This is a genomic window from Lacisediminimonas sp. (assembly GCF_030645335.1).
Classification (GTDB): Bacteria; Pseudomonadota; Gammaproteobacteria; order Burkholderiales; family Burkholderiaceae_D; genus Lacisediminimonas.
The window spans coordinates 1-23,311 of record NZ_JAUSNH010000059.1 but is presented as its reverse complement, the minus strand read 5'-3'; the positions used below and the strand labels follow the sequence as shown (position 1 = coordinate 23,311).

23 protein-coding genes and 1 tRNA gene are annotated in these 23,311 nt (G+C 61.2%); 4 read left to right on the top strand and 20 right to left on the bottom strand.

Annotated elements, in window-relative coordinates:
- The 4 genes from Q7T64_RS04490 to cysS form a co-directional block, all read right to left on the bottom strand.
- Window positions 1-378: ATP-binding protein (locus Q7T64_RS04490; protein ID WP_304791854.1), on the bottom strand; the 378-nt coding region annotated here is incomplete at its 3' end.
- Window positions 344-1,321 carry an acetyl-CoA carboxylase carboxyltransferase subunit alpha gene (locus Q7T64_RS04485; RefSeq protein WP_304791849.1) on the bottom strand — a complete coding sequence of 326 codons (978 nt, stop codon included), beginning with the start codon at window positions 1,319-1,321 and terminating at the stop codon, window positions 344-346. The genes Q7T64_RS04490 and Q7T64_RS04485, both read right to left, overlap by 35 nt.
- A gap of 133 nt (window positions 1,322-1,454) precedes the next feature.
- Complete coding sequence (locus Q7T64_RS04480; RefSeq protein ID WP_304791846.1) at window positions 1,455-2,105, bottom strand: DNA-3-methyladenine glycosylase; 651 nt, start codon at window positions 2,103-2,105, stop codon at window positions 1,455-1,457.
- A gap of 6 nt (window positions 2,106-2,111) precedes the next feature.
- Window positions 2,112-3,497, bottom strand: a complete 1,386-nt coding sequence (gene cysS / locus Q7T64_RS04475; RefSeq protein WP_304791843.1) for a cysteine--tRNA ligase — start codon at window positions 3,495-3,497, stop codon at window positions 2,112-2,114.
- 239 nt (window positions 3,498-3,736) lie between these two features.
- Here cysS and Q7T64_RS04470 point away from each other — a divergent pair, with 239 nt between their 5' ends.
- From Q7T64_RS04470 to Q7T64_RS04460, 3 genes are all read left to right on the top strand, one after another.
- Window positions 3,737-4,315 (top strand): peptidylprolyl isomerase, encoded by a 579-nt coding sequence (locus tag Q7T64_RS04470; protein ID WP_304791839.1) that lies wholly within the window; start codon window positions 3,737-3,739, stop codon window positions 4,313-4,315.
- A gap of 66 nt (window positions 4,316-4,381) precedes the next feature.
- A complete protein-coding gene (locus tag Q7T64_RS04465) occupies window positions 4,382-4,870 on the top strand; it encodes a peptidylprolyl isomerase (RefSeq protein WP_304791836.1) in 489 nt (162 codons plus the stop codon).
- 13 nt (window positions 4,871-4,883) lie between these two features.
- Window positions 4,884-5,651, top strand: a complete 768-nt coding sequence (locus Q7T64_RS04460) for a UDP-2,3-diacylglucosamine diphosphatase (protein ID WP_304791833.1) — start codon at window positions 4,884-4,886, stop codon at window positions 5,649-5,651.
- Between the two features lie 86 nt (window positions 5,652-5,737).
- Here the strand turns inward: Q7T64_RS04460 and cysE are convergent, their stop codons facing one another.
- From cysE to rnr, 3 genes are all read right to left on the bottom strand, one after another.
- Complete coding sequence (gene cysE, locus Q7T64_RS04455) at window positions 5,738-6,487, bottom strand: serine O-acetyltransferase (protein ID WP_304791830.1); 750 nt, start codon at window positions 6,485-6,487, stop codon at window positions 5,738-5,740.
- Window positions 6,488-6,597: 110 nt separating this feature from the next.
- Entirely contained in the window at window positions 6,598-7,341 is a 744-nt protein-coding gene (gene rlmB, locus Q7T64_RS04450; protein ID WP_304791827.1) for a 23S rRNA (guanosine(2251)-2'-O)-methyltransferase RlmB, read from the bottom strand.
- A 6-nt stretch (window positions 7,342-7,347) separates the two neighbouring features.
- Entirely contained in the window at window positions 7,348-9,795 is a 2,448-nt protein-coding gene (gene rnr, locus Q7T64_RS04445) for a ribonuclease R (protein ID WP_304791824.1), read from the bottom strand.
- A 162-nt stretch (window positions 9,796-9,957) separates the two neighbouring features.
- Here rnr and Q7T64_RS04440 point away from each other — a divergent pair.
- Window positions 9,958-10,042 (top strand) — tRNA-Leu (locus Q7T64_RS04440).
- Window positions 10,043-10,116: 74 nt separating this feature from the next.
- Here Q7T64_RS04440 and Q7T64_RS04435 read toward each other — a convergent pair.
- From Q7T64_RS04435 to ispG, 13 genes are all read right to left on the bottom strand, one after another.
- Entirely contained in the window at window positions 10,117-10,638 is a 522-nt protein-coding gene (locus Q7T64_RS04435; protein WP_304791820.1) for a phosphoribosyltransferase, read from the bottom strand.
- 8 nt (window positions 10,639-10,646) lie between these two features.
- Window positions 10,647-11,978, bottom strand: coding sequence for an adenylosuccinate synthase (locus tag Q7T64_RS04430; RefSeq protein WP_304791817.1), 1,332 nt, complete (start codon window positions 11,976-11,978; stop codon window positions 10,647-10,649).
- Window positions 11,978-13,132 carry an ATP phosphoribosyltransferase regulatory subunit gene (locus tag Q7T64_RS04425; RefSeq protein ID WP_304791813.1) on the bottom strand — a complete coding sequence of 385 codons (1,155 nt, stop codon included), beginning with the start codon at window positions 13,130-13,132 and terminating at the stop codon, window positions 11,978-11,980. The genes Q7T64_RS04430 and Q7T64_RS04425 overlap by 1 nt, the downstream gene beginning before the upstream one ends.
- 14 nt (window positions 13,133-13,146) lie before the next feature.
- A complete protein-coding gene (locus Q7T64_RS04420; protein WP_304791810.1) occupies window positions 13,147-13,341 on the bottom strand; it encodes a DUF2065 domain-containing protein in 195 nt (64 codons plus the stop codon).
- Between the two features lie 6 nt (window positions 13,342-13,347).
- Window positions 13,348-14,244 carry a protease modulator HflC gene (gene hflC / locus Q7T64_RS04415; RefSeq protein ID WP_304791807.1) on the bottom strand — a complete coding sequence of 299 codons (897 nt, stop codon included), beginning with the start codon at window positions 14,242-14,244 and terminating at the stop codon, window positions 13,348-13,350.
- Window positions 14,244-15,533, bottom strand: a complete 1,290-nt coding sequence (gene hflK / locus Q7T64_RS04410; RefSeq protein ID WP_304791804.1) for an FtsH protease activity modulator HflK — start codon at window positions 15,531-15,533, stop codon at window positions 14,244-14,246. Before hflK ends, hflC begins: the two co-directional genes overlap by 1 nt.
- Window positions 15,534-15,580: 47 nt before the next feature.
- Window positions 15,581-16,717, bottom strand: a complete 1,137-nt coding sequence (gene hflX / locus Q7T64_RS04405) for a GTPase HflX (protein ID WP_304791801.1) — start codon at window positions 16,715-16,717, stop codon at window positions 15,581-15,583.
- 17 nt (window positions 16,718-16,734) lie between these two features.
- On the bottom strand, window positions 16,735-16,971 hold the full coding sequence (gene hfq / locus Q7T64_RS04400) for an RNA chaperone Hfq (RefSeq protein WP_304791798.1): 237 nt from the start codon (window positions 16,969-16,971) through the stop codon (window positions 16,735-16,737).
- 125 nt (window positions 16,972-17,096) lie between these two features.
- Window positions 17,097-18,440: a ribosome biogenesis GTPase Der gene (gene der, locus Q7T64_RS04395; RefSeq protein ID WP_304791793.1), complete on the bottom strand. Its 1,344-nt coding sequence runs from the start codon at window positions 18,438-18,440 to the stop codon at window positions 17,097-17,099.
- A 32-nt stretch (window positions 18,441-18,472) separates the two neighbouring features.
- On the bottom strand, window positions 18,473-19,687 hold the full coding sequence (gene bamB / locus Q7T64_RS04390) for an outer membrane protein assembly factor BamB (protein WP_304791790.1): 1,215 nt from the start codon (window positions 19,685-19,687) through the stop codon (window positions 18,473-18,475).
- A 29-nt stretch (window positions 19,688-19,716) separates the two neighbouring features.
- Entirely contained in the window at window positions 19,717-20,355 is a 639-nt protein-coding gene (locus Q7T64_RS04385) for a tetratricopeptide repeat protein (protein ID WP_304791787.1), read from the bottom strand.
- A gap of 8 nt (window positions 20,356-20,363) precedes the next feature.
- Complete coding sequence (gene hisS / locus Q7T64_RS04380; RefSeq protein ID WP_304791783.1) at window positions 20,364-21,719, bottom strand: histidine--tRNA ligase; 1,356 nt, start codon at window positions 21,717-21,719, stop codon at window positions 20,364-20,366.
- A 51-nt stretch (window positions 21,720-21,770) separates the two neighbouring features.
- Window positions 21,771-23,120, bottom strand: coding sequence for a flavodoxin-dependent (E)-4-hydroxy-3-methylbut-2-enyl-diphosphate synthase (gene ispG, locus Q7T64_RS04375; protein WP_304791781.1), 1,350 nt, complete (start codon window positions 23,118-23,120; stop codon window positions 21,771-21,773).
- Window positions 23,121-23,311 lie beyond the last annotated feature (191 nt).

Below are 23,311 nucleotides of genomic sequence, written 5' to 3'. Positions count from 1 at the left end.
TGCTGCGGCTTCAATGCCGTCGCCCTCGCCGCTTACGCTGACCCTCGACACATGCAACGCCACCCCCAGCGCCTGGCAGACACGTACGCAGTGCGCGCTCCAGTCGTCGGCGTTGGCGCTCAGGCCGTGATGCACATGCAGTGCCTCGATACGAACCTGGTGTTGCCGCGCATAGCCCACCGCCAGCCACAGCAGTACCGACGAATCGAGGCCGCCGCTGTAGGCAAGCGCAATGGCGAATTCCTGGTCGGCATTGCTGCCGTGATTGTCGGCGCCATAAGCAGAAACGCGCGCCCGGATTGCTCCGAGCGCGCGTTCGAACGCGGCAGGAATATCCTGCTGCTTATTCTGGTTGCGCGATTTCCTTGAATTTGCCATAGCTCATCAATTTTTCGTGGCGCGCCGCCAGCAGGTCCTTGGTCTTCATGCCCTGGAACTGGCGCACGGTGTCGGCCAGCGCCCGCTTCAGCAGTGCCGCCATCTGCTTCGGGTCGCGATGCGCGCCGCCGACCGGCTCGGTGACGATCTTGTCGATCAGGCCCATGGCTTTCAGGCGATGTGCGGTCAGGCCCAGTGCTTCGGCCGCTTCGGCTGCACGGTCCGAGGTTTTCCAGAGGATGGAGGCGCAACCCTCGGGCGAGATGACGGCATAGGTGGAGTATTGCAGCATCAGCACCGCATCGCCCACGGCAATCGCCAGCGCGCCGCCGGAGCCGCCTTCGCCGATGATGGTGGCGATCAGCGGCACTTTCAGTTCGGCCATTACGTACAGGTTGTGGCCGATCGCCTCGGACTGTCCGCGCTCTTCGGCGTCGATGCCGGGAAACGCGCCGGGCGTGTCGACAAAGGTAAATACCGGCAAGCCGAATTTTTCAGCCAGCTTCATCAGGCGCATGGCCTTGCGATAGCCTTCCGGCTTGGGCATGCCGAAATTGCGCAGCGAGCGCTCCTTGGTGTCGCGCCCTTTCTGGTGACCGATCACCATGCAGGGCTGGCCGTTGAAGCGGGCCAGGCCGCCAACGATCGACAGGTCGTCGGCATAGCTGCGGTCGCCGTGCAGCTCATGGAAATCGGTGAAGATTTCGTTGACGTAGTCCATCGTGTACGGCCGCTGCGGATGGCGCGCAATTTGCGATACCTGCCACGGCGTCAGCTTGGCGTAGATGTCCTTGGTCAGTTGCAGGCTTTTCTTGGACAGGCGGTCGATTTCCTCGGAAATGTCGACGGCGGAGTCGTCCTGCACAAACCGCAATTCCTCGATCTTGGAATCCAGTTCTGCGATCGGCTGCTCAAAGTTGAGGAACGTAATCTTGTTGTTCATTCTGTCTCCGTACGTGGACAAGAGAGGGTGGGCGGCGCACCGCCCGTGTTCGGTATTCGTATTCCGCTGGCTTCAGTATCGCTGTTGGCACTCTGCAGCAATCCGGGAGCCGGCATTCCGGCAATTCAGGATTTCAGTATTCTACCGGCACCGGGTCCAGGCTGCGCCACATGTACCAGGTGGCAACTGTCCGCCAGGGTTCCCAGTTAGCCGCCACTTCCCGCGCATCGCTGCGCGAAACCGGCTCGCCGGAAAAGTAATTGATGCTGATTCCCCGCAGCAGCCCGACGTCGTCCAGCGGCAATACGTCGGGACGGCGCAGATTAAATATCAGGAACATCTCGGCTGTCCAGCGGCCGATGCCACGGATCTGGATCAGTTCGGCGATGACGGCCTCGTCTTCCATTTCCTCCCAGGACGCGACATGCACTTTCTTGTCGTTGAAGTGCTGCGCCAGGTCGTTGATATATTCGGCCTTGCGCTTGGACAGGCCGCAAGTGGCGAGCTTGACGTCGCCCACCTTCAAAATCTGCGCCGGTGCGCATTGCGGGCAGAGTTCCAGGAAGCGCTGCCAGACCGTCTCGGCGGCCTTGACCGATATCTGCTGTCCGACGATTGATCGTGCCAGCGTGGTGAACGGATCGCCCCTTCCCATCAGGTGCAGGTCGCCGAACTTGGGAATCAGCTTGCGCATGATGCGGTCGCGCTTCATCAGCTCGAGCTTGGCTTGATCCCAGTATTCGGGAACGCTCACGGTAGGGACTGTCTTGGGTGGTCGCGGCATGCGGTTTTAGTCCCTGCGCCATTCGGTTAAGCCACCTGGCTTGTCTTCCAGGATCACGCCAGCGGCAAGCAATTCAGCACGAATGCGGTCGGCGGCGGCAAAATCTTTCGCTTTCTTGGCGAGCGCCCTGGCTTCTATCTGCCGGGCGACTTCATCGTCCGCTAGTCCGGCGCCGGGAGCGGATTGCAGGAAAGCCTGCGGTTCACGCTGCAACAGGCCAAGGATGCCGCCGAGATGACGCAATTGCCGCGCAAGCGCGGCGTCATGTGTGCGGTTGATTTCATTGGCCAGGTCGAACAGCACAGATACCGCAACGGCGGTATTGAAGTCGTCATCCATGGCTTGTGCGAAGCGCAGGGCGTTGCCTTCCTGGTCGTCGAATGCGCGGCTGTCCGGCGGGGTTTGTTTCAATGCGGTGTACAGACGCGCCAAGGCACCCTTGGCATCGTCGAGGTGGGCGTCAGAATAATTCAGCGGGCTGCGGTAATGCGCACGCAAGATGAAGAAACGGACCACTTCGGCGTCGTAACTCTTGAGCACTTCACGGATCGTGAAAAAGTTGCCGAGCGACTTCGACATCTTTTCGTTGTCGACCCGCACGAAGCCGTTGTGCATCCAGTAGTTGACGAACTGATGGCCGTGCGCGCCTTCGGACTGCGCGATTTCGTTTTCGTGGTGGGGGAACTGCAAATCCTGGCCGCCGCCATGAATGTCGAATTGTTCGCCCAGCAGTTCCGTGGCCATTGCCGAGCATTCGATGTGCCAGCCGGGGCGCCCTGGTCCCCAATGCGATGGCCATTTTGCCTCGTCGGGTTCGGCCGGCTTGGCTGCCTTCCACAGCACGAAATCCAGCGGGTCGCGCTTGCCGCCGCTGACGTCGACACGTTCACCGGCGCGCAGGTCGTCGAGCGACTTGCCGGAAAGTTTGCCGTAACCGGGAAACTCGCGCACCGCGAAATTGACATCGCCATCGTCGGAGCGGTAAGCCAGCCCTTTCTGTTCGAGCTGCCCGATCAGGCCCAGCATTTGCGGCACGTAGGCAGTCGCGCGCGGCTCATGGTCGGGACGGGCCACGCCCAGCGCGTCGGCGTCCTGGTGCATGGCGTCGATGAAGCGCTGCGTGAGCTGGGACAGGGATTCCTTGTTTTCGACTGCACGACGAATGATCTTGTCGTCGATGTCGGTGATGTTGCGCACGTAGTTCACAGCGTAGCCGCTGGCGCGCAGCCAGCGCTGCACCATGTCGAACACCACCATCACCCTTGCATGGCCCAGGTGGCAATAGTCGTACACGGTCATGCCGCACACGTACATGCGCACCTTGCCCGGTTCGATCGGCGCAAAAGTCTGCTTTTCACGCGCAAGCGAGTTATATATCTTCAGAACACTCATTGGGCTGTGCTGCTGTGTCAGGAGGTGAAACCGGACTGCAATCCGGATGCGGCGAGATGCACGCCTCGCATCAGGCGCCGGGCTACCAACCTGCTGACGTGCTTAGTTTGATAAAATTCAGGATTCGCGGCAGTATAGCACCGGAAAATCGCCGCTCGCCATCCGGATTGGCAGCAAAACAACGCGCCATCCTCCCTGTTCGCCCAACCCCAGTCCCGTCCGCCTTCGAGGTCAAGAACATGTTGCTTGTACGCCGGAAATTCATTGCATTCGTGACGACTGCTGCATCCCTCTTTGCCCTGGCCGCAGCAGCACCGGCCGCCATCGCTGCCGATGCACGACAGGTGCAGCTCAACACCACGATGGGCACCATCGTGCTCGAACTATATCCGGACAAGGCGCCAAAAAGCGTCGCCAATTTCCTGGAGTATGTGCGCTCCGGCCATTACGACGGCACGGTGTTCCACCGTGTGATCAACAACTTCATGATCCAGGGCGGCGGCTTCGACAAGAACGCCCAGCAAAAGCCCACACGCGGCCCGATACAGAACGAAGCCGGTAACGGCCTGCGCAATGACACCTACACGGTGGCAATGGCGCGCACGTCCAGCCCGCACTCGGCCACTGCGCAATTCTTCATCAACGTGAAGAACAATAATTTCCTGAATTACCCGGGCCAGGACGGCTGGGGCTACACAGTGTTTGGCCGGGTGCTCCAGGGAACCGATGTCGTCGACAAGATCAAGGCGGTGAAGACCGGGCCGGGCGATGTGCCGGTTGCGCCGGTCATCATCGAGAGCGCGGCTATCATCAAATAACAGTCAGCGGGATTGCCGCGACGGCATGGCTGCAACAGATCATATTTTTCATAAGGACTCATCATCATGGCAGTTGTACTCCACACCAACCACGGCGACATCACGCTGGAACTCGACGCTGCAAAAGCGCCCAAGACCGTTGAAAATTTCCTGTCGTATGTGCGCGACGGTCATTACGACGGCACCATTTTTCATCGCGTCATCGACGGCTTCATGGTCCAGGGCGGCGGTTTCGAGCCTGGCATGAAACAAAAGCCGACCAAGGCATCGGTCGAAAACGAAGCGACCAACGGCCTGAAGAACGAGGCCTACACGATTGCCATGGCACGCACCAGCGACCCGCACTCGGCATCTGCCCAGTTCTTCATCAATGTGAAGAACAACAGCTTCCTGGATTACCCGGGCCAGGATGGCTGGGGTTACTGCGTGTTCGCCCGCGTCACCGGCGGCACTGAAGTGGTGGACAAGATCAAGGCCGTCAAGACCAGCCGCAGCGGCATGTTTTCGGATGTCCCGGTCGATGACGTCGTGATCGAAAAAGCCGAGATCATCTGATCCCGGGCATCCGATGACGCACAGCGCGCAAGCCACGCCGCCCCTGGTCGCGCTGTTCGTCTCGGACCTCCACCTGGACGCCGCCTTGCCGCGCACGACAGCGCGCTTCCTGCGCCTGCTGGATGAAACAGCGCCTGCAGCGCAGGCGCTGTACCTGCTCGGCGATATCTTCGAATACTGGGCCGGCGACGACGACATCACCAACGACTTCAACCGGCGCATCGTTGCGGCGCTGCGCACGCTTGGGCGGCGCGGTGTGGACCTGTTCTGGATTGCCGGCAACCGCGACTTCCTGGTCGGCGCGCAGTTCGCGCAGCAAGCGGGGTTGCAGCTACTCGACGATCCCACTTCCCTGACACTGGCCGGCCAGCGCATCGTGCTCACGCACGGCGACATGCTGTGCACCGACGACCATGCCTACCAGGCGTTTCGCGCACAGGTGCGGGAGCCGGGCTGGCAGCAGCAATTCCTGTCGCAGCCGCTATCTGAAAGAAAGCGCGTCATCGAAACAATGCGCCAGCAAAGCCGCGATGCGCAACGGGTCAAGGCGCCCGAAATCATGGACGTCAACGAGTCGGCGGTGCAGCGATTGTTCGAACAGTCAGGCGCAGGGTTGATGATCCACGGGCATACCCATCGGCCAGGCGTGCATCGCTACCAGGGCGGCCTGGTCAGGCATGTGCTGCCGGATTGGGATCTCGACCATGGCGCCGCGCGCGGAGGATGGCTGCAATTGGATGAGGCGGGCGTGGTCACTGCGGTCAGCGCGCTGGACGGCTGACGCAATCCATCAGGCCCTCTTTGCATTACGGCCTGGTTTACCGACACGCACGCACCGGCAAGACCGGCACGCCGCGGCAAAGTTCGCTATTCAACCAGCCGGTTCAATTGATCCGGATCGAATTTTTCGGTCGCCGGTGAAGGCTCGCAGGCAATGCCAGCAGCAGTCAGTGCGGCCAGTATCTTGCCGATCTGATGTTCCTGGGTGGCGGCATTGTCGATCAGGCCGTGCAAGGCCTTGGACAAGGGATCGTCGCCATTGGGCGTGATGCCATAGGCGGAAAACATCCGCGCTGCCGCTTCATCTCGCGGCGACGCCGCTTCTTTCTGGATGATGCGCGCCGGATTGCCCACTGCCGTCGCGCCCGCCGGCACTTCCTTGACGACCACGGCGTTGGAGCCGATCTTCGCTTCTTCGCCAACCGTGAACGAGCCGAGCACCTTGGCGCCGGCGCCGATGATGACGCCACGCGCCAGCGTCGGATGGCGCTTGGCGCCCTTGCTCAATGACGTCCCGCCCAGGGTCACGCCCTGGTAGATCGTGCAGTCATCGCCAATCTCGGCGGTCTCGCCGATCACGACGCCCATGCCGTTGTAGATGAACACACGCCGTCCTATCTGCGCACCGGGATGGATCTCGATGCCGGTCAGCGTGCGTGCCACATGGGAAATGAAGCGTCCCATCCAGCGCAGTTCGCGCGTCCAGCACCAGCGTGCCCAGCGGTGCATCACGATCGCATGCAGGCCCGGATAACAGGTGAGTACTTCCCACGAACTGCGGGCGGCAGGATCACGTTGCCGGATGCTGGCAATGTCTTCACGAAGGCGACTGAACATAGTATAGGAACGAAGTACGGCGAAGCGCCGAAAGGAACAATGGTAGTCCGTTCAGCGCACCTTTGCTGAGGGCGCGTGAACGAAGGGCAAAGGGAAACGCCTGCCGCAGCTCAGCCGGCGCGGACGATACGCTGGCGCCGGGCTTCGTACAAACAGATGCCTGACGCCACTGAGACATTGAGCGACTCGACCGCGCCAAACATCGGCACACTGACCAGCAAGTCGCAGTTCTCGCGCGTCAGGCGCCGCATGCCCTCGCCTTCGGAACCCATGACGATGACCACGCCGCCGGTAAAGTCGGCTTCGTACAGCGTCTTGTCCGCATCTTCGGTAGTGCCGGTGATCCAGATGTCGCGCTCCTGCAGTTCCCGCATGGTACGGGCCAGGTTGGTGACGGTAATGTAGGGAATCGACTCGGCAGCGCCGCTGGCCACTTTGGCCGCCGTCGCGTTCAGGCCGACAGCCCTGTCCTTCGGCGCGATCACGGCATGCGCGCCTGCGCCGTCGGCTACCCGCAGGCAGGCGCCAAGATTGTGCGGATCGGTGATGCCATCGAGCATCAGCAACAATGGCGGCCCTTCGACCGCGTCGAGCAATTCGTCCAGGGTGCGCGCCAGCGCCAGCGTGCTGGCATTGGCCACCACGCCCTGGTGACGACGGGTTCCGACCATATTGGAGAGCCGGGTGTCGTCGGCCTGGATCACGCGGACATTGGCTTCCTTGGCCGCACGCAGCAACTCGCCCATGCGGCGGTCGTGACGGGCGGCATCGACATAGATCTCGTCGACGGAGGATGCTTCGTGCCGCATCCGTGCCGTGACGGCGTGGAAACCGAAAATGAATTTGCCTTTCATGCGCTGTTATCTTTTCTTTCTCGCGCCTTTGCGGGCATGCGACTTGTCGTTACCCGGCGGCGCCTTGCCATGCCGGGCTTTGCCGGTCGTGGCGGCAACGGTGGCCGGTTTGGTTGATTTGCTGGGCTTTGCGGATTTGTCGGATTTGGATGTCGATGCTGTGCCACGCGGCTTGCGCGAGCGCCCTTCTGCTTCGTCGCCGCGGCCAGCCTTGGGCAGTCCGCGGGCGTCGGCTTCAGTAACCAGGCGCAGGTCGATGCGCCGTGCATCGAGATCGACCCGGCTGACCTGCACCCGGACCCGATCGGTCAACTGGTAGCGGATGCCGGTGCGCTCGCCGCGCAATTCATGGCGCGCATCGTCGTACTGAAAGTAATCGGCGCCCAGTTCGGTAATATGAACCAGTCCTTCGATGTACAGTTGGTCGAGCTGCACGAAAATGCCGAAGGTGGTGACGCCGGCAATCGTGCCGGTGAATTCCTCACCGAGCTTGTCCCGGATGAAATAGCACTTGAGCCAGGCTTCGACATCGCGCGATGCTTCGTCGGCGCGCCGCTCATTGGCCGAGCAATGAATGCCCAGCGATTCCCAGATCGCCAGTTCGCCTTCCAACTTCTTCTTGCCGCGCGCCTTGTCCGCCACCTGCATCTTGCGGGCAGCATTGGACAGGGTCGTGTTCAGTACGCTGATGTCGATATTGTCGGGCTGGTAGCGCTTTCCCTTCAGGATCGCCTTGATCGAGCGATGCGTCAGCAAGTCCGGATAGCGACGGATCGGGCTGGTGAAATGCGCGTAGGCTTCGTAGGAGAGCCCGAAATGGCCAATGTTTTCCGGGCTGTAGACCGCTTGTTGCATCGAACGCAGCAGCATGGTTTGCAGCAGCATAGCATCGGGCCGGTCCTTGACCTTGTTGAGCAACTCGGCGTAGTGCGAAGCGCTTGGATCGTCGCCCCCCGGCAAGTGCAATCCCACCTGCTTCAAGAAGGTGCGCAACTGGGTCAGCTTTTCCTTGGTGGGCGGCGCGTGCACGCGGTACACGCCGGGATGCTCGTAACGCTCCAGCAAGTCCGCCGCACAGACGTTGGCGGCCAGCATGCATTCCTCGATCACGCGATGCGCATCGTTGCGGGTGCGCGGCAGGATCTGTTCGATCTTGCCGGCCGCATTGCAGACGATGTAGGTCTCGGTGGTTTCGAAATCGATCGCACCGCGCTCGTGGCGCGCCTTGAGCAGGACCTGGTACACCTCGTACAGGTTCTGCAGGTGCGGCACCAGCGCTCCCCGTTTGGCCGCTTCCGGCCCGCGCGTATTGCCGAGGATGGCGGCCACTTCGGTATAGGTCATGCGGGCAGCGGAATGGATCACTGCCGGATAAAACTGATAGGCCTTGAGTACACCCTTGTTGGTGATCACGGCATCGCACACCAGTGTCAGTCGGTCCACCGCAGGATTGAGCGAGCACAGGCCGTTGGACAACTTCTCGGGCAGCATCGGTATCACGCGCCGCGGGAAATAGACCGAGGTGCTGCGCTCCAGCGCATCGGTATCGATGGCGTCACCCGGCTTGACGTAATGACTGACGTCGGCAATCGCGACGATCAGGCGGAAGCCATTGCTGCGGCCGATTTTTACCGGCTCGCAATAGACGGCGTCGTCGAAGTCGCGTGCGTCTTCGCCATCGATCGTGACCATCGGGATGTCGCGCAGGTCGACCCGTTCATCGAGGTCGGCTGGCCGCACTTCGGTCGGCAGCTTTTTGGCAAGCGCGATGGCGGCGGCGGAAAATTCATGGGGCACGCCGAACTTGCGCACGGCAATCTCGATCTCCATGCCGGGATCGTCGATCTCGCCCAGCACTTCGATCACTTTGCCGACCGGCTGGTTATAGCGTGAAGGCTGTTCGATCAGCTCGATGCTGACCACCTGCCCCTGCTTGGCATTGCCCGGCGCGCCTTGCACGATGATGTCCTGGCCCAGGCGCTTGTCTTCCGGCGCCACCAGCCACACGCCGTTTTCATTGATCAGGCGTCCGATGATATGGGTATTGGCCCGTTCGGTGACCTCGACGATCGTGCCTTCGGCACGGCCACGGCGATCGGTCCCGGTGATGCGGGCCTGCACGCGATCGCCGTGCAAGACTTTCTGCATCTCCTTTTCCGACAGGAACAAGTCCTCGCTGCCGTCATCCGGTATCACGAAGCCATAGCCATCGCGATGGCTGGTCACGCGCCCGAGGACGAAATTGGTCGTATTGGCCAGTTGATAGAGGCCGCGGTTCGGCTTGATCTGCCCGTCGCGCTCCATGGCGTTCAGGCGCCGGGTCAGCCCGTCGAATTCGTCGGTGCCAACACCGAGCGCGCCGGCAATCGCTGCGATATCCTGCGGCTCGCCGGACTTGCGCAGCACGCCAAGGATTTCTTCCCTGCTGGGAATGGAATAAGGAAATTGACTCAAGAGGTCGCTTTGGTGATATGAGGGTTTGCTACTTCGCGTAGTGTAACGGACAGACCTGCTGTTTGCTGCGAGTGCGTGCTGGCAGATTGATCTTTTTTTGTCAGAAAACCCGATGTTGAATTGACGTCCATCAGTTTTCCGCTATAATCGCTGTCTTGGTGAGCCCACGTGGCGGAATTGGTAGACGCGCATGGTTCAGGTCCATGTGCCGCAAGGTGTGGGGGTTCGAGTCCCTCCGTGGGCACCAAAATAGAGAAGATCGCGAAAGCGGTCTTTTTTATTTTGGGGAACACGAGTCAAGCGCCTGCGCGCTTCATTCCCCTACTTCCCCCACTTCCCCTTAAGCCCCTCCATCCCCATCCCGTCATACTCCTCAAACGGCTGGTGAATCCACGGACTGTCCTCCAGATACCGCACATAATAATCCGGCCTGAACACCGAACAAGCCTTGCACCAGATCACAGCCGTCTTCACCTGCGTCACTTCCGGCATCCCCGCCAGCTGCTCCACCACAGCCTTCAAGGTCACACCGGAATCGGCCAGGTCATCGACCAGCAATATGCGCCCCTTCACGGGCCCCGCTGTTGAACTGACATGCGCACCGATCACAATCTCGCCCTGCACGGTCCCGGCCTGCGCCCGATAGGAACTCGTCGACAGGATCGCAAGCGGCACCTCGAACAGGCGCGACAACACGTCGCCCGGCCGCAAGCCGCCACGGGCCAGGCACAGGACCTGATCGAATTGCCATCCGGATTCGTGCACCAGCAAGGCCAGCGCCTCGATTTCGCGGTGATACGCGTCCCAGCTAACCCACAGGTGTGCGTTGTCCGGGTTTGGCATGGCGGGGCTTATTTGAATGGATGGCGCAGGACGATTGTTTCTTCGCGATCCGGGCCAGTGGAGATCATGTCGATCGGCACGCCGATCAATTGCTCCAGGCGCTTGATGTAGGCAATCGCCTCCGCTGGCAGCGCGTCCATCGACTTGGTGCCGACCGTGGTCTGGGTCCAGCCTGGCATCTCTTCATACACCGGCACGCACTTGGCTGCTTCTTCCGCGCCGCTGGGGAAAATATCGACATCGCGGCCGTCGAGCTTGTAACCGGTGCAAATTTTCAGCGACGACAACCCGTCGAGCACGTCCAGCTTGGTCAGGCAGATGCCGGAGACGCCATTGATCTGTACCGAACGCTTGAGCAAGGCAGCATCGAACCATCCACAACGCCGCGGACGTCCGGTCACTGTGCCGAATTCATGGCCCACCGTGGCCAGGTGCTTGCCGACGCCCTGGTCGGTCGCCAGCTCCGACGGGAACGGTCCGGCGCCCACGCGTGTGGTGTAAGCCTTGGTGATGCCCAGCACATAGTGCAACATGCCCGGGCCGACGCCGGCGCCTGCCGCTGCATTGCCGGCAACGCAGTTGCTGGAGGTGACATACGGATAGGTACCGTGATCGACGTCGAGCAAGCTGCCCTGCGCACCCTCGAACAGCAGGCTGGCGCCGGCCTGGTGGGCGGCATACAGCGCGCTGGACACGTCGTTGACCATCGGACGAATGCGTTCGGCGTAGACCAGCGCTTCATCCAGCGTCTTCTGGTAGTCGACGCCCGGCGCCTTCAGGTACTGGGTCAGGACGAAATTATGGTAGTCGAGGTTCTCCAGCAGCTTCTCGGCGAAGCGCCTGGCATTGAGCAAGTCGGCAACGCGGATGGCGCGGCGCGCAACCTTGTCTTCGTAGGCAGGGCCGATGCCCTTGCCGGTGGTGCCGATCTTGGCCTCGCCGCGCGCGGTTTCGCGGGCTGCATCGAGTGCGGTGTGATACGGAAGGATGACCGGGCAGGCATCGGAAATCATCAGGCGCGACATGACTTCCACACCAACGGACTGCAGCTTGTCGATTTCGCGCAGTACGTCGGGCACCGACAGCACGACACCATTGCCGATGTAGCAGGCCACGCCGGCACGCATGATTCCCGACGGAATCAGCTGCAGCGCAGTCTTTTTGCCGCCGATGACCAGCGTGTGGCCGGCATTATGACCGCCCTGGAAACGCACGACACCTTGTGCATGGTCGGTCAGCCAGTCAACCACCTTGCCCTTGCCTTCGTCGCCCCATTGGGTACCAACGACAACGACATTCGTTGCCCTGTGCTTGTTCGGCTGCATGCTTGTATTCGACATCATTTATCCAACTTTTTAAGGTGCCAGTTTCCATTCTCGAGCACGATTGCGCGGTCGCAGTCGAACTCGTCCTGATCGTTTTCGTGCCCGGGCAGGCTCTGTATGACCACTTCGCCCGCAGCGCGCAAGCCAGCGATCATGTCGCGCAGTGCGGCATCCTTGCCCCACGGCGCACGTACTGCAGACTTGGGTTCTGCGCCTGGCATCAGGCGCGCGAGTTCGCGCAAGTCCATCGAAAATCCGGTGGCCGGCCGCGCCCGGCCGAATGCCTCGCCGACGTGATCATAGCGCCCGCCGCGCGCCACGGCGTTCGGCAGGCCCGGCACGTAGATCGAGAACATGGCGCCGGTCTCGTATTCATAACCGGAGAGGTCGGCCAGGTCTATCGTCACGGAAGACGGGTCGGCCAGGTCGGCCAGTGCCTGCAATTCATCCAGCGCACGCCGGATCGGCGGCTCGTCAGGCAGCACCTGGCGTGCACGCGCAATGACGCTGGCGTCGCCGTAAAGCGCAGCCAGCGCCAGCAGCGCCTGGCGCACCGCCGGCGCGCAATCCTGGGTCACGAGCTGCAAGCCGGGAACGTCCTTGGTGCGCAGCAACGCGTAGATTTCATCGCGGCGCCTGGACGCCTGCGCATCCATGGCGACCAGGCTGCGAAAAATCCCGACATGGCAGAGATCGAGCCGCACGCGGGAAAAACCGGCAAGCGCCAGCGCAGCCAGCGCCAGTTCCTGTATCTCGGCATCGGCTTCCAGGCCGGCGTGGCCGTAGATCTCGGCGCCGATCTGCAGAGGCTCGCGCGTGGCATGCAGGCCCGATGGCCGGGTGTGCAGCACGCTGCCGGCATAACACAGCCGGGTCACTGAAGGACGGTTGAGCAGGTGGGCGTCGATACGGGCAACCTGCACCGTCATGTCGGCGCGCACGCCCATGGTGCGGCCGGACAGCTGGTCTACCAGCTTGAACATCCGCAGGTCCATGTCATGCCCGGCTACCGGCAGCAGCGACTCCAGGTATTCGAGCATGGGCGGCATGACCAGCTCATAGCCGTAGGAGCGGAACCGATCCAGGATCGTGCGGCGCAATTCTTCAATCTTGCGCGCTTCGGACGGCAAGACATCGGCAATGTTCTCGGGAAGCAGCCAGTTGGGCATGACAGGGGAATACGTCAGAAAAAAGTTCGGGCAATCACAAGGATGGCCAGGCCCAGCAACAGGGATACCAGGCCATAAAATCGAAGCTGGCCGTCAGACAGCTTCGCGATGGTTTCGAAGATTTGTCGCCAGCGTCCGGGCGCGGCAAACGGGCCGATCCCTTCCAGGATCAGCACCAGACCAATCGCCACAACCCACGCTTCGACCACGACACGCTACTTCTTGGCGGGCGCGGTTGGGGCATTGGCTCCCGACGACTTGAAGTACTTGAAAAATTCCGAACTGGGATCGAGCACCATCACGTCGCTGCGGCTCTTGAAACTGGCCTTGTACGCGTCCAGGCTGCGGTAGAACCGGTAAAACTCGGGATTCTGACCAAAGGCCTGACCGTAAATACGGGTCGACTTGGCATCGCCATCACCGCGCACCTGCTCGGCCTCGCGATAGGCTTCGGCCAGGATGACGGTGCGCTGCCGATCCGCATCAGCGCGGATTTTCTCTGATTCTGCGGCACCTGTCGAGCGCAACTCGTTGGCCACCCGTGTGCGTTCGGCTTTCATCCGGTCATAAACCGACTGGTTGATCTGCTCCACATAGTCGACCCGCTTGAGCCGGACGTCGACAATGCCGACTCCGATTTCCTTGGCTTCATCGGCGACTTTGCGCTTGATGGCGTCCATGACGTTGCCACGCTCGCCGGAGATCACTTCACGCACCGTGCGCTTGGTAATTTCCTCGTTCAGGGCGGCCTTGATGGTCTGCGCCATGCGGTCGTTGGCACGCCGTTCGTCACCGCCGAAGCTGATGAAGAACAGACGCGGATCGACGATCTGGTATTTGACGAAGGAGTCGATCAGCACATTCTTTTTCTCGGCCGTAATGAAGCGGTCGGCATCCGGCGTATCGAGCGTCAGGATGCGCTTGTCGAGGAAAATGACATTCTGGAACGGTGGCGGCAACTTGAAGTGCAAGCCAGGCTCCTTGATCACCTGCTTGACTTCACCGAGTGCGAACACGATCGCAAAGCGGCGCTGGTCGACAACGAACATGGTCGAGAATGCAATCGACAGCAAGATCAGTACAGCGATCGTGTAACTAAACAAGCGGTTCATCAACGTACCTCCCGATCACGTGCATCGCGGCTGCGCGGGTCGCGGCGGCTGGCCTCTGCGGCCGCTTCGCTTGCGGCAGCAGCAGCCGGCGCCGGTGCCACTGCGGCGCCAGCAGCTGGTTTGGCCTGGGCACTGTCGGCTGCCGTCTGCGCGATCAGCTTGTCCAGCGGAAGATAAAGCAGGTTGCTGCCGCTGCGGGCATCAACCATGACTTTGGCGGTATTGGAAAATATCTGCTGCATGGTTTCGAGGTACATGCGGTCGCGGGTCACTGCCGGTGCCTTTTGGTATTCCACCAGCACCTGCTTGAAGCGCGATGCGTCACCCTCGGCGCTGGCCACCACGCGGGAGCGATAGGCTTCGGATTCTTGCTGCAGTCGCGATGCGGCGCCACGCGCTTTCGGAATCACGTCGTTGGCGTAGGCCTGGCCTTCGTTTTTCTGGCGCTCGCGATCCTGCCCTGCGCGCACAGCATCGTCGAACGCCGCCTGCACCTGCTCGGGCGGTTGCACGCCCTGCATCGTGATGTTGGTGATTTGCACACCGGAACGATAACGGTCGACGATTTCCTGCATCAGTTGGCTGGTGTCGAGTGCGATTTTTTCGCGGCCTTCATACAGCACGAAGTCCATCTTGTTCTTGCCGACCACTTCGCGAATGGAAGTCTCCGCCACTTGCCGGATCATTTCTTCCTGGTCGCGATTATTGAAAATCCAGTCGGATGCATTCTTGAGCCGGTACTGGACGGCGAACTGAATGTCGATGATGTTTTCATCGTCGGTCAGCATCAGTGACTCTTTCGCTTGCTTGTTGCGTATGTTGGTGCGATATCCAACTTCAACCGTCCGCACCTGCGAGACGTTGACGGTTTCGTGGGCCTGTATCGGATACGGCCAGCGCCAGTTGAAACCGGCAGGCGTCATGTGGCTGTAGCGGCCGAATGTCATCACGACGCCGGTCTGGCCTTCCTGGACGATGAAAAAACCGCTGACCAGCCACAGGAACAGCACGATGACGCCGACCACGCCCACGCCGATGCCGGCGCCACGCATGTCCGTCTTGAATCCGCCGCCACCGCCATCGCCGCCGCCACTGCCGCCGCCCTTGCCACCAAACAGGCGATTGAGCCGCTGGTTGAAGTCGCGCCAAAGTTGGTCAAGGTCCGGCGGGCCGTCTGGCGGCTTCCGGTTGCCCTGGTTCTGCTGGTCGTCGTTCTGGGAGCCTCGGCCCCAGCGCGGATCGTTCAGCGAAAATTTCAGTCCGAATTTTTTGATCAGGGAAACGAGCATTCTGTTTGCGATCCGCTTGAAGTTGTTTGGGTTGGAAGCCAATCGAATCAGTGCTTCAACTCTTGGTGCTCGCGTTCATCTCCCATCGGGGGTTCGGCAATTGCCGCCTTGGCAGATTCGGCAACGGCCTGTCTCAGCAAATCAACGCCAGAACCTGTCTGGGCGCTAATGAAAACGCGTTGGATTTTATCATATTCGTCACGTTCAAGACCCGGATCGAGGCCGGCCATGTCAATCTTGTTGTACACCAGAATCTGCGGGATGTGGTCGGCCCCGATTTCCTTGAGCACCAGGTTGACCTGTTCGATCTGGTCCAGCCGGGCCGGGCTGGCCGCATCGACCACGTGCAGCAACAGGTCGGCGTGGATCGTTTCTTCCAGCGTGGCGCGAAAAGCCGCCACCAGTTGATGCGGCAAATCGCGGATGAAGCCCACGGTATCGGACACGACGACATTGCCGACTTCGCCCATGTATACCCGGCGCGAAGTGGTGTCCAGCGTGGCGAACAGCTGGTTTGCCGCATACACGCCGGCCTTGGTCAGGTGGTTGAACAAGGTCGACTTGCCGGCATTCGTATAGCCGACCAGCGAGACTGAAAAAGCGCTGTTGCGCCCGCGCGCGCGCCGCTGCGTGACACGCTGCCGGTGCAGCTTGCCCAGTTTGGCACGCAAAGCCTTGACGCGCTCGCCGATCAGGCGGCGGTCGGTCTCGAGCTGTGTCTCGCCAGGGCCGCGCAGGCCAATGCCGCCTTTTTGACGTTCAAGGTGGGTCCAGCCGCGCACCAGCCGGGTGGCCAGGTGCTGCAGTTGGGCCAGCTCGACCTGCACTTTGCCTTCATGGCTTTGCGCACGCTGCGCGAAGATGTCCAGGATCAGGCTGGTACGGTCGACCACCCGGATCTTCAGATGCCGTTCGAGATTGCGCTGCTGGGCCGGGCTGAGCGGATGATCGAAAATGACCAGGTCAAGGTCGAGGTCGGCGACCGCTTCTGCAATTTCATCGGCCTTGCCCGAACCGACGAACAATGCGGCGTCGGGACTGGCGCGGCGTCCGGTAACAGTGGTTACCGGTTCGGCGCCAGCCGACCTTGACAGCAATGACAATTCGTCCAGGCTGGCAGCGAAGTCACCCTTGCCAAAGTCGACGCCGACCAGGACGGCGCGTGTGGTATTGCCGGTTGTCAAATTATGCGCGGACAGATTTACTCGGCGTCCGGTTCCAGACTGAGGTTGACGGCACGTGCCGGCACCACGGTCGAGATGGCATGCTTGTAGACCATCTGGGTGACGGTATTGCGCAGCAAGACGACGTATTGATCGAAGGATTCAATGTGACCCTGCAATTTGATGCCGTTGACGAGGTAGATGGAGACCGGTACATGTTCCTTGCGCAGCGCGTTCAGGAACGGGTCTTGTAACAGTTGCCCTTTGTTGCTCATGGAAACTCCATTGTGTTGTTGTGTTCAGGAGGTGGCGGCGACTCGCAACATTTCAAGTGCCGCCAATGCGGAGTTGCCGAATGACTGTAAACGATTTTTCTTGTTCCCGCCAAGGAAAGCGCAAGCTAAGCCTCGCGGCTGAACGGATTCTTGCCAGAGCGGAATTCAATGCGCAGCGGTGTGCCGTCGAGTGAAAACGTTTCACGAAAATGCTTTTCGAGATAACGCTTGTAATTGTCATCGATCGCATCGAGCGAATTGCCGTGGATGATGATAATGGGCGGGTTTTGTCCACCTTGGTGCGCATATCGCATCTTCGGGCGGATAGAGCCTTTGCGTCGCGGCTGTTGATGCTCGACTGCTTCGATCAGCGCGCGCGTGAGTTTTGGGGTCGGAATCTTGGTCATTGCTGCCTTGTAGGCCGCATCGACGGATTTCAACAGCAGTCCGATGCCGGTTCCTTTCTGTGCAGAAATGAAATGGAATTTTGCGAAGAACAGGAAGCTCAGCTTGCGCTCGATCTCGCGCTTGATTTCCTCACGGCGATCGGTACTCAATCCATCCCACTTGTTGACCCCGACCACCAGCGCGCGACCGGATTCGAGGATGAAGCCGGCAATATGGGCGTCCTGCTCGGAAATATCCTGCTGTGCATCGAGCAGCAACAGCACCACGTTTGCTTCGGAAATCGATTGCAGGGTCTTGACGACCGAGAATTTTTCAATCGCTTCGAACACCTTGCCGCGCCGTCGTATGCCGGCGGTGTCGATCAGCGAATAATGCTTTCCCTCGCGCTCGAACGGAATTTCAATCGAGTCGCGCGTGGTGCCTGGCATATCGAATGCGATGACCCGCTCTTCACCGAGCAAGGCATTCACCAGCGTTGATTTGCCGACGTTGGGCCGGCCGACAACGGCAATCCGCACGCCGCGCTCCTGCGCATCGTCGGGTTGCGCCGACAGCTCACCCTGGCTGGCAGTGGCCTGGTCAAGCGCGAGGTCGATCAATTCCATCACGCCATCGCCATGGGCGGCAGAAATGACGTACGGGTCGCCCAGGCCGAGCTCATAAAAGTCGGCGGCGACGGCGGTGTAACGCATGCCTTCGGACTTGTTGACGACCAGCATCACCTGGCGGCCGGATTTGCGCAGGAAGTCGGTGATCGTCTTATCGTGCGGCGTCAGCCCCTGGCGACCATCGACGATGAATATCACGACGTCGGCTTCGGCAACTGCCTGGCGCGTCTGTTTGGCCATCTCGTGCAGGATGCCATCCTTGGCGACCGGTTCGAATCCGCCGGTGTCGATGACCAGGAATGGCCGCTCGCCCATCCGGCCTTCGCCATAGTGACGGTCACGCGTCAAGCCGGGCATATCTGCGACCAGCGCATCGCGCGACCGTGTCAGCCGGTTGAACAGCGTGGACTTACCGACGTTGGGTCGGCCTACTAGGGCAATTACCGGCTTCATCAATTCTGCTTATTATTAAATTCTGCTTATTATTATTTGGTGGAAAGCGCCATCAGCAGGCCACTTCGGGATTGGACAATCAGGTTGTCGCCCGCAACAGTCATGCCAACGATGGCGCTGCCGTCACTCGCTGTTCGGGCCAGGAAAGCGCCGTCCTCGCGGGACAGGAAGTGGACGTAGCCTTCGCGGTCGCCGACAGCGACGGAGCGTCCGATGGAAACCGGCGCGGAAAGATCGCGGTTCTGCAACTTGCTGTTGCGCCACACGCTGCCGCCGGAATCGTGGGTGTAGGCATTGACCACGCTTTTGTCGTCAACGCCGAAGACGAAGCGCTCGTCCGCACCGAGTCCGACAGTGCTTGACAAGGGCCGGTTCCATTGCTGGTTGCCGCTGGCGGCATCGAGGCACACTGCCCGGCCCTGGTAGGCCACGGCGCAGACTTCCTTGCCGACCAGCACTGGCGTACCGGACACATCGGCAATGCGCTCAAGCTCGGTGGCGCCGCGTGGCTCGCCGATGCTGGCTTCCCAGCGTGGTCCGCCGTTCGACAGCGCCAGCGCCAGCAGGCGGCCGCCTGGCAGCGCGACGAAGGCGGTGCCGCCGGCGATCGCGATGCCCGGTGCGGCGCGCAGCGTCAATGGTGGCGCGGTGCGCTGCAAAGTCCAGCGGCGATTGCCGGTGGCGATTTCGTAGGCGGAAATGCGGTTATCCAGGCTGCGCACGACAACCAGCCCGTCGCCCACTGCCGGCGCGCTCAGGATTTCACTGGTCAGTTGGGCCTTCCAGCGCAACTTGCCGCTGTCGTCATAGGCCAGCAGCGTGCCGTCGCGGGAGCCCACTGCAACCGTCTGGCCATCGGTGCCGACCCCGGCAGTGAGCCGGGTGCCGGTAGAAATGCGCCAGAAGGCGCGGCCGCTGGCGGCGTCATAGCGGGCCAGCGTGCCATCCGCCGCGGCGGCATAAACCGAACCACCCGCTACTGCGGGCTTGAGCGCGGAATCGGCCGCAGCGCCAATCGAGGCCGACCAGGCCGTGCGCACCGTCATGGCGGTGTCGAACTGCGTCAGCGGTGCTGGCGGGTCGCGCGGCGGCGCAGTCTTTGAAAACGGATTCAGCGAAGACAAGGTGGAACAAGCGCTCAGCAGCACGGCGACGCCGGCCAGCAACAGCCCTGCCGGCACCCTGGCGGCGATGTTGACCTTGCGCGTGGCCTTGATCGTTTGCATCATGTTGTCCTTGCCCTGCATGGTTTCCCCTTTTTATTTTTTTGGCGCACTCAGCCAGCCTTGCTGCCCAACGCGTCCAGCTTGATCTGGATTAACTGGCGGGCCGGATTCTTGGCATCCGATTTTTCCAGCGCGCTGCGGTAAGCCGCGCGGGCTTCATCCACCTTCTGCGCAAGCGCAAGGATATCGCCGCGGCGATCCGCGATCATGCTGGCAAATTGTGCCGAGGCATCGACGCTCAATACTTTAAGCGCTTCGTCGAATTTCTTTTCGTCGGCCAGCAAGCCGGCCAGGCGGACCCGGGCGATGGTGCGGAATTCCTCATCGCGGCCCTTGTCGATGGTCCATTGCAGTTGCGATTTGGCAGCCGCCAGGTCGCCGGCGTCGTAGGCATTGCGTGCAGCCACCAGGGCGCTCATCTGGGCATAGGCGGTGCGGGAATACCGATCCTGGATATCAGCCGCAGCGCGCTGGACTTTTGCATTGTCCTTGGCAAGCACGGATTTTTCCAGGCCGTCGTACAGCAGCGCCGCCTGCGTCGACTGGTTGCGCTCCCATAGTCCCCAACCGGTCCAGCCGGCATACGCGGCCAGCGCCAGGATCAATGCCCAGGTCACCAGGTTGCCGTATTGTTTCCACCATGCCTTGAGCATGGCCATCTGTTCTTGTTCTTCGTGATCGTATGCCATGCCGGACCTCAGGGTTTGTAATGTACGTGCGAGCCATGATCATGATCGTGCTCGTGCTCACCGACGATCTGATCGACCAGATACTCTGCAACAGCGGAAAAAGGGACTGATGCCTGCTGGCCTGCGCCAACTGCGCCGCGCAGGCTCTTTACGGTGACGGTGCCGGCATTGACTTCATCGTCACCGAGAATGACCGCATAAGCGGCGCCGCTGGCGTCTGCCCGCTTCATTTGCGCCTTGAAGCTTGCGCCGGCGCCAGCCGATGCGCAATGTAGCACAACATCCAGGCCGGCATCGCGCAAACGCTCTGCCACCACCGACGATTGCAGCTGTGCCGTATCGCCCTGGTGCACCACGTAGACATCGCACTGGCTGGCTACCGGCTGCTCGCCTTCGACTTTCATCAGTTCCAGCACGCGTTCCACGCCAATGGCAAAACCGCATGCCGGGGTTGGCTTGCCGCCAAACATTTCAACCAGCGGGTCGTAGCGTCCGCCACCGCACACTGTCCCCTGCGAGCCGAGCTGGTCGGTCACCCATTCAAACACGGTGCGGTTGTAGTAATCCATGCCGCGCACCAGCCGCGGATTGATCGTGAAAACGATATTGTTATGCCGCAGGATACGCTGCACGCCCTCGAAATGCGCCAGCGATTCCGCGTCGAGGTAATCGACCAGGCGCGGCGCGGCATTGACCATTTCCTGCATCAACGGGTTTTTGGTGTCGAGGATGCGCAAGGGATTGGTATGCAGGCGACGCGTCGCATCCGCATCCAGCAACTCCCGATGCTGCTCGAACCAGGCCACCAGGTCGGCGCGATGGCGGTTGCGCTCGTCGGCATTGCCGATGGAATTCAGTTCGAGCCGGATTCCGGTCAGTCCCAGGTCGTCCCACAGCCGCTGGCATAACAGGATCAATTCCGCATCGATATCCGGGCCGCTGAAACCGACCGCTTCGGCGCCGACCTGATGGAATTGCCGGTAACGGCCACGCTGCGGCCGCTCATGACGGAACATCGGTCCTGCGTACCACAGCCGTTTGGGGCCGTCATAAGTCAGGTTGTGCTCCAGCACCGAGCGCACGACGCCGGCCGTGCTCTCCGGCCGCAAGGTCAGCATGTCGCCGTTCATCGAATCGACGAACGAATACATTTCCTTCTCGACGATATCGGTGACTTCGCCCAGTCCGCGCGAAAACAGTGCGGTGGGTTCCACGATCGGCGTGCGGATTTGCTGGAATCCGTAACTTTTCAGGACGGACTGCACGGTGTTTTCAAACAGCTCCCACAGCGGCGCATCCGCTGGCAGGATGTCGTTCATCCCGCGGATACCGACTATTTTTTCCGGCTTCTTGTTGTCTGACATGTCGATCGTCGATTATTCAATAAAGCGGGCGCGCTGCGCCCTGGCAATGGTTCAAAGTGGCGGCTGCTTGCCGTAACGGGCTTGCACGTAGTTCAGCACCAGCGCCTGGAATTCTTCGGCGATATTGTCGCCGCGCAGGGTCACGGATTTTTGTCCGTCCACGAATACCGGCGCTGCCGGCGATTCGCCCGTGCCCGGCAGGCTGATGCCGATATTGGCGTGCTTGGATTCACCGGGGCCATTGACGATACAGCCCATCACGGCGACATTCATTTCCTCGACGCCGGGATAGCGCGCTTTCCAGACCGGCATCTGCTCGCGCAGATAAGTCTGGATGCGCTCGGCCAGCGACTGGAAGACGGTCGAGGTTGTGCGCCCGCATCCCGGGCAGGCGATCACCATTGGCGAAAATGAGCGCAATCCCATCGTCTGCAGGATTTCCTGGGCAACGATGACCTCGCGCGTGCGGTCGCCGCCAGGTTCTGGCGTGAGCGAAACACGAATCGTGTCGCCGATGCCTTCCTGCAGCAGCACGCCCATGGCCGCGGTCGAAGCAACGATCCCCTTGCTGCCCATGCCTGCCTCGGTCAGGCCAAGGTGCAAGGCGTGGTCGCAACGGCTGGCCAGCTTGCGATACACCGCAATCAGGTCCTGCACGCCCGACACCTTGCACGACAGGATGATGCGCTCGGCCGGCAGGCCGAGTTCGATCGCGCGCGCGGCGTTTTCGATGGCGGAAGTGACCAGCGCTTCATGCATGACCGCTTGTGCAGTCCATGGCGCAGCGCGCACGGAATTTTCATCCATGATGCGCGCCAGCAGTTCCTGGTCCAGGCTGCCCCAGTTCACGCCAATCCGCACCGGCTTGTCGTAGCGGCAGGCCGCTTCGATCATTTGTGCAAACTGGGTGTCGCGTTTGGCGCCCTTGCCAACGTTGCCGGGATTGATGCGGTACTTGGATAGCGCCTGCGCGCATTCCGGAAAGTCGTTCAGCAGGGTGTGACCGTTGTAATGAAAATCCCCGACCAGCGGTACATCCACGCCCATGCGGTCGAGCTGCTCGCGGATCGATGGCACGGCAGCCGCCGCTTCCGGGGTGTTGACGGTGATGCGCACCACTTCTGAACCGGCGCGCGCCAGCTCCTTGACCTGGATCGCCGTGCCGATCGCGTCTGCCGTGTCGGTATTGGTCATTGACTGCACCATCACCGGCGCGCCGCCGCCGACCGCGACTTCGCGGCTGCCGTAGCGAATCAGCACACGGCGCGTGATGCGGCGCCCGGAAGGGCCGGTCGCAGCAGGCCCGGACGAAGACTGTTGCTGGTTCGATGTCACGGTACGGGATTGCGCGGAACTGGCGGAATCGCGGTCAGACGAGGCCGCGACGGACGAGGTCGACATGGTTTTCTCCGGATTCGGTGGTGCGCGCTGCTGTTGCGTAGATATTGCGTGGATCGACAACTGGCCCACGCTGTCCATCCCGGAATGAATACGAAAACATGATCAGCGCCGCGACTTCAGCTCAGTTCAAGGCGGGCGACGTTGTTCTTCGCACGCGAACGAATATCCAGCGGCTTGCCGCGCAGGATGGC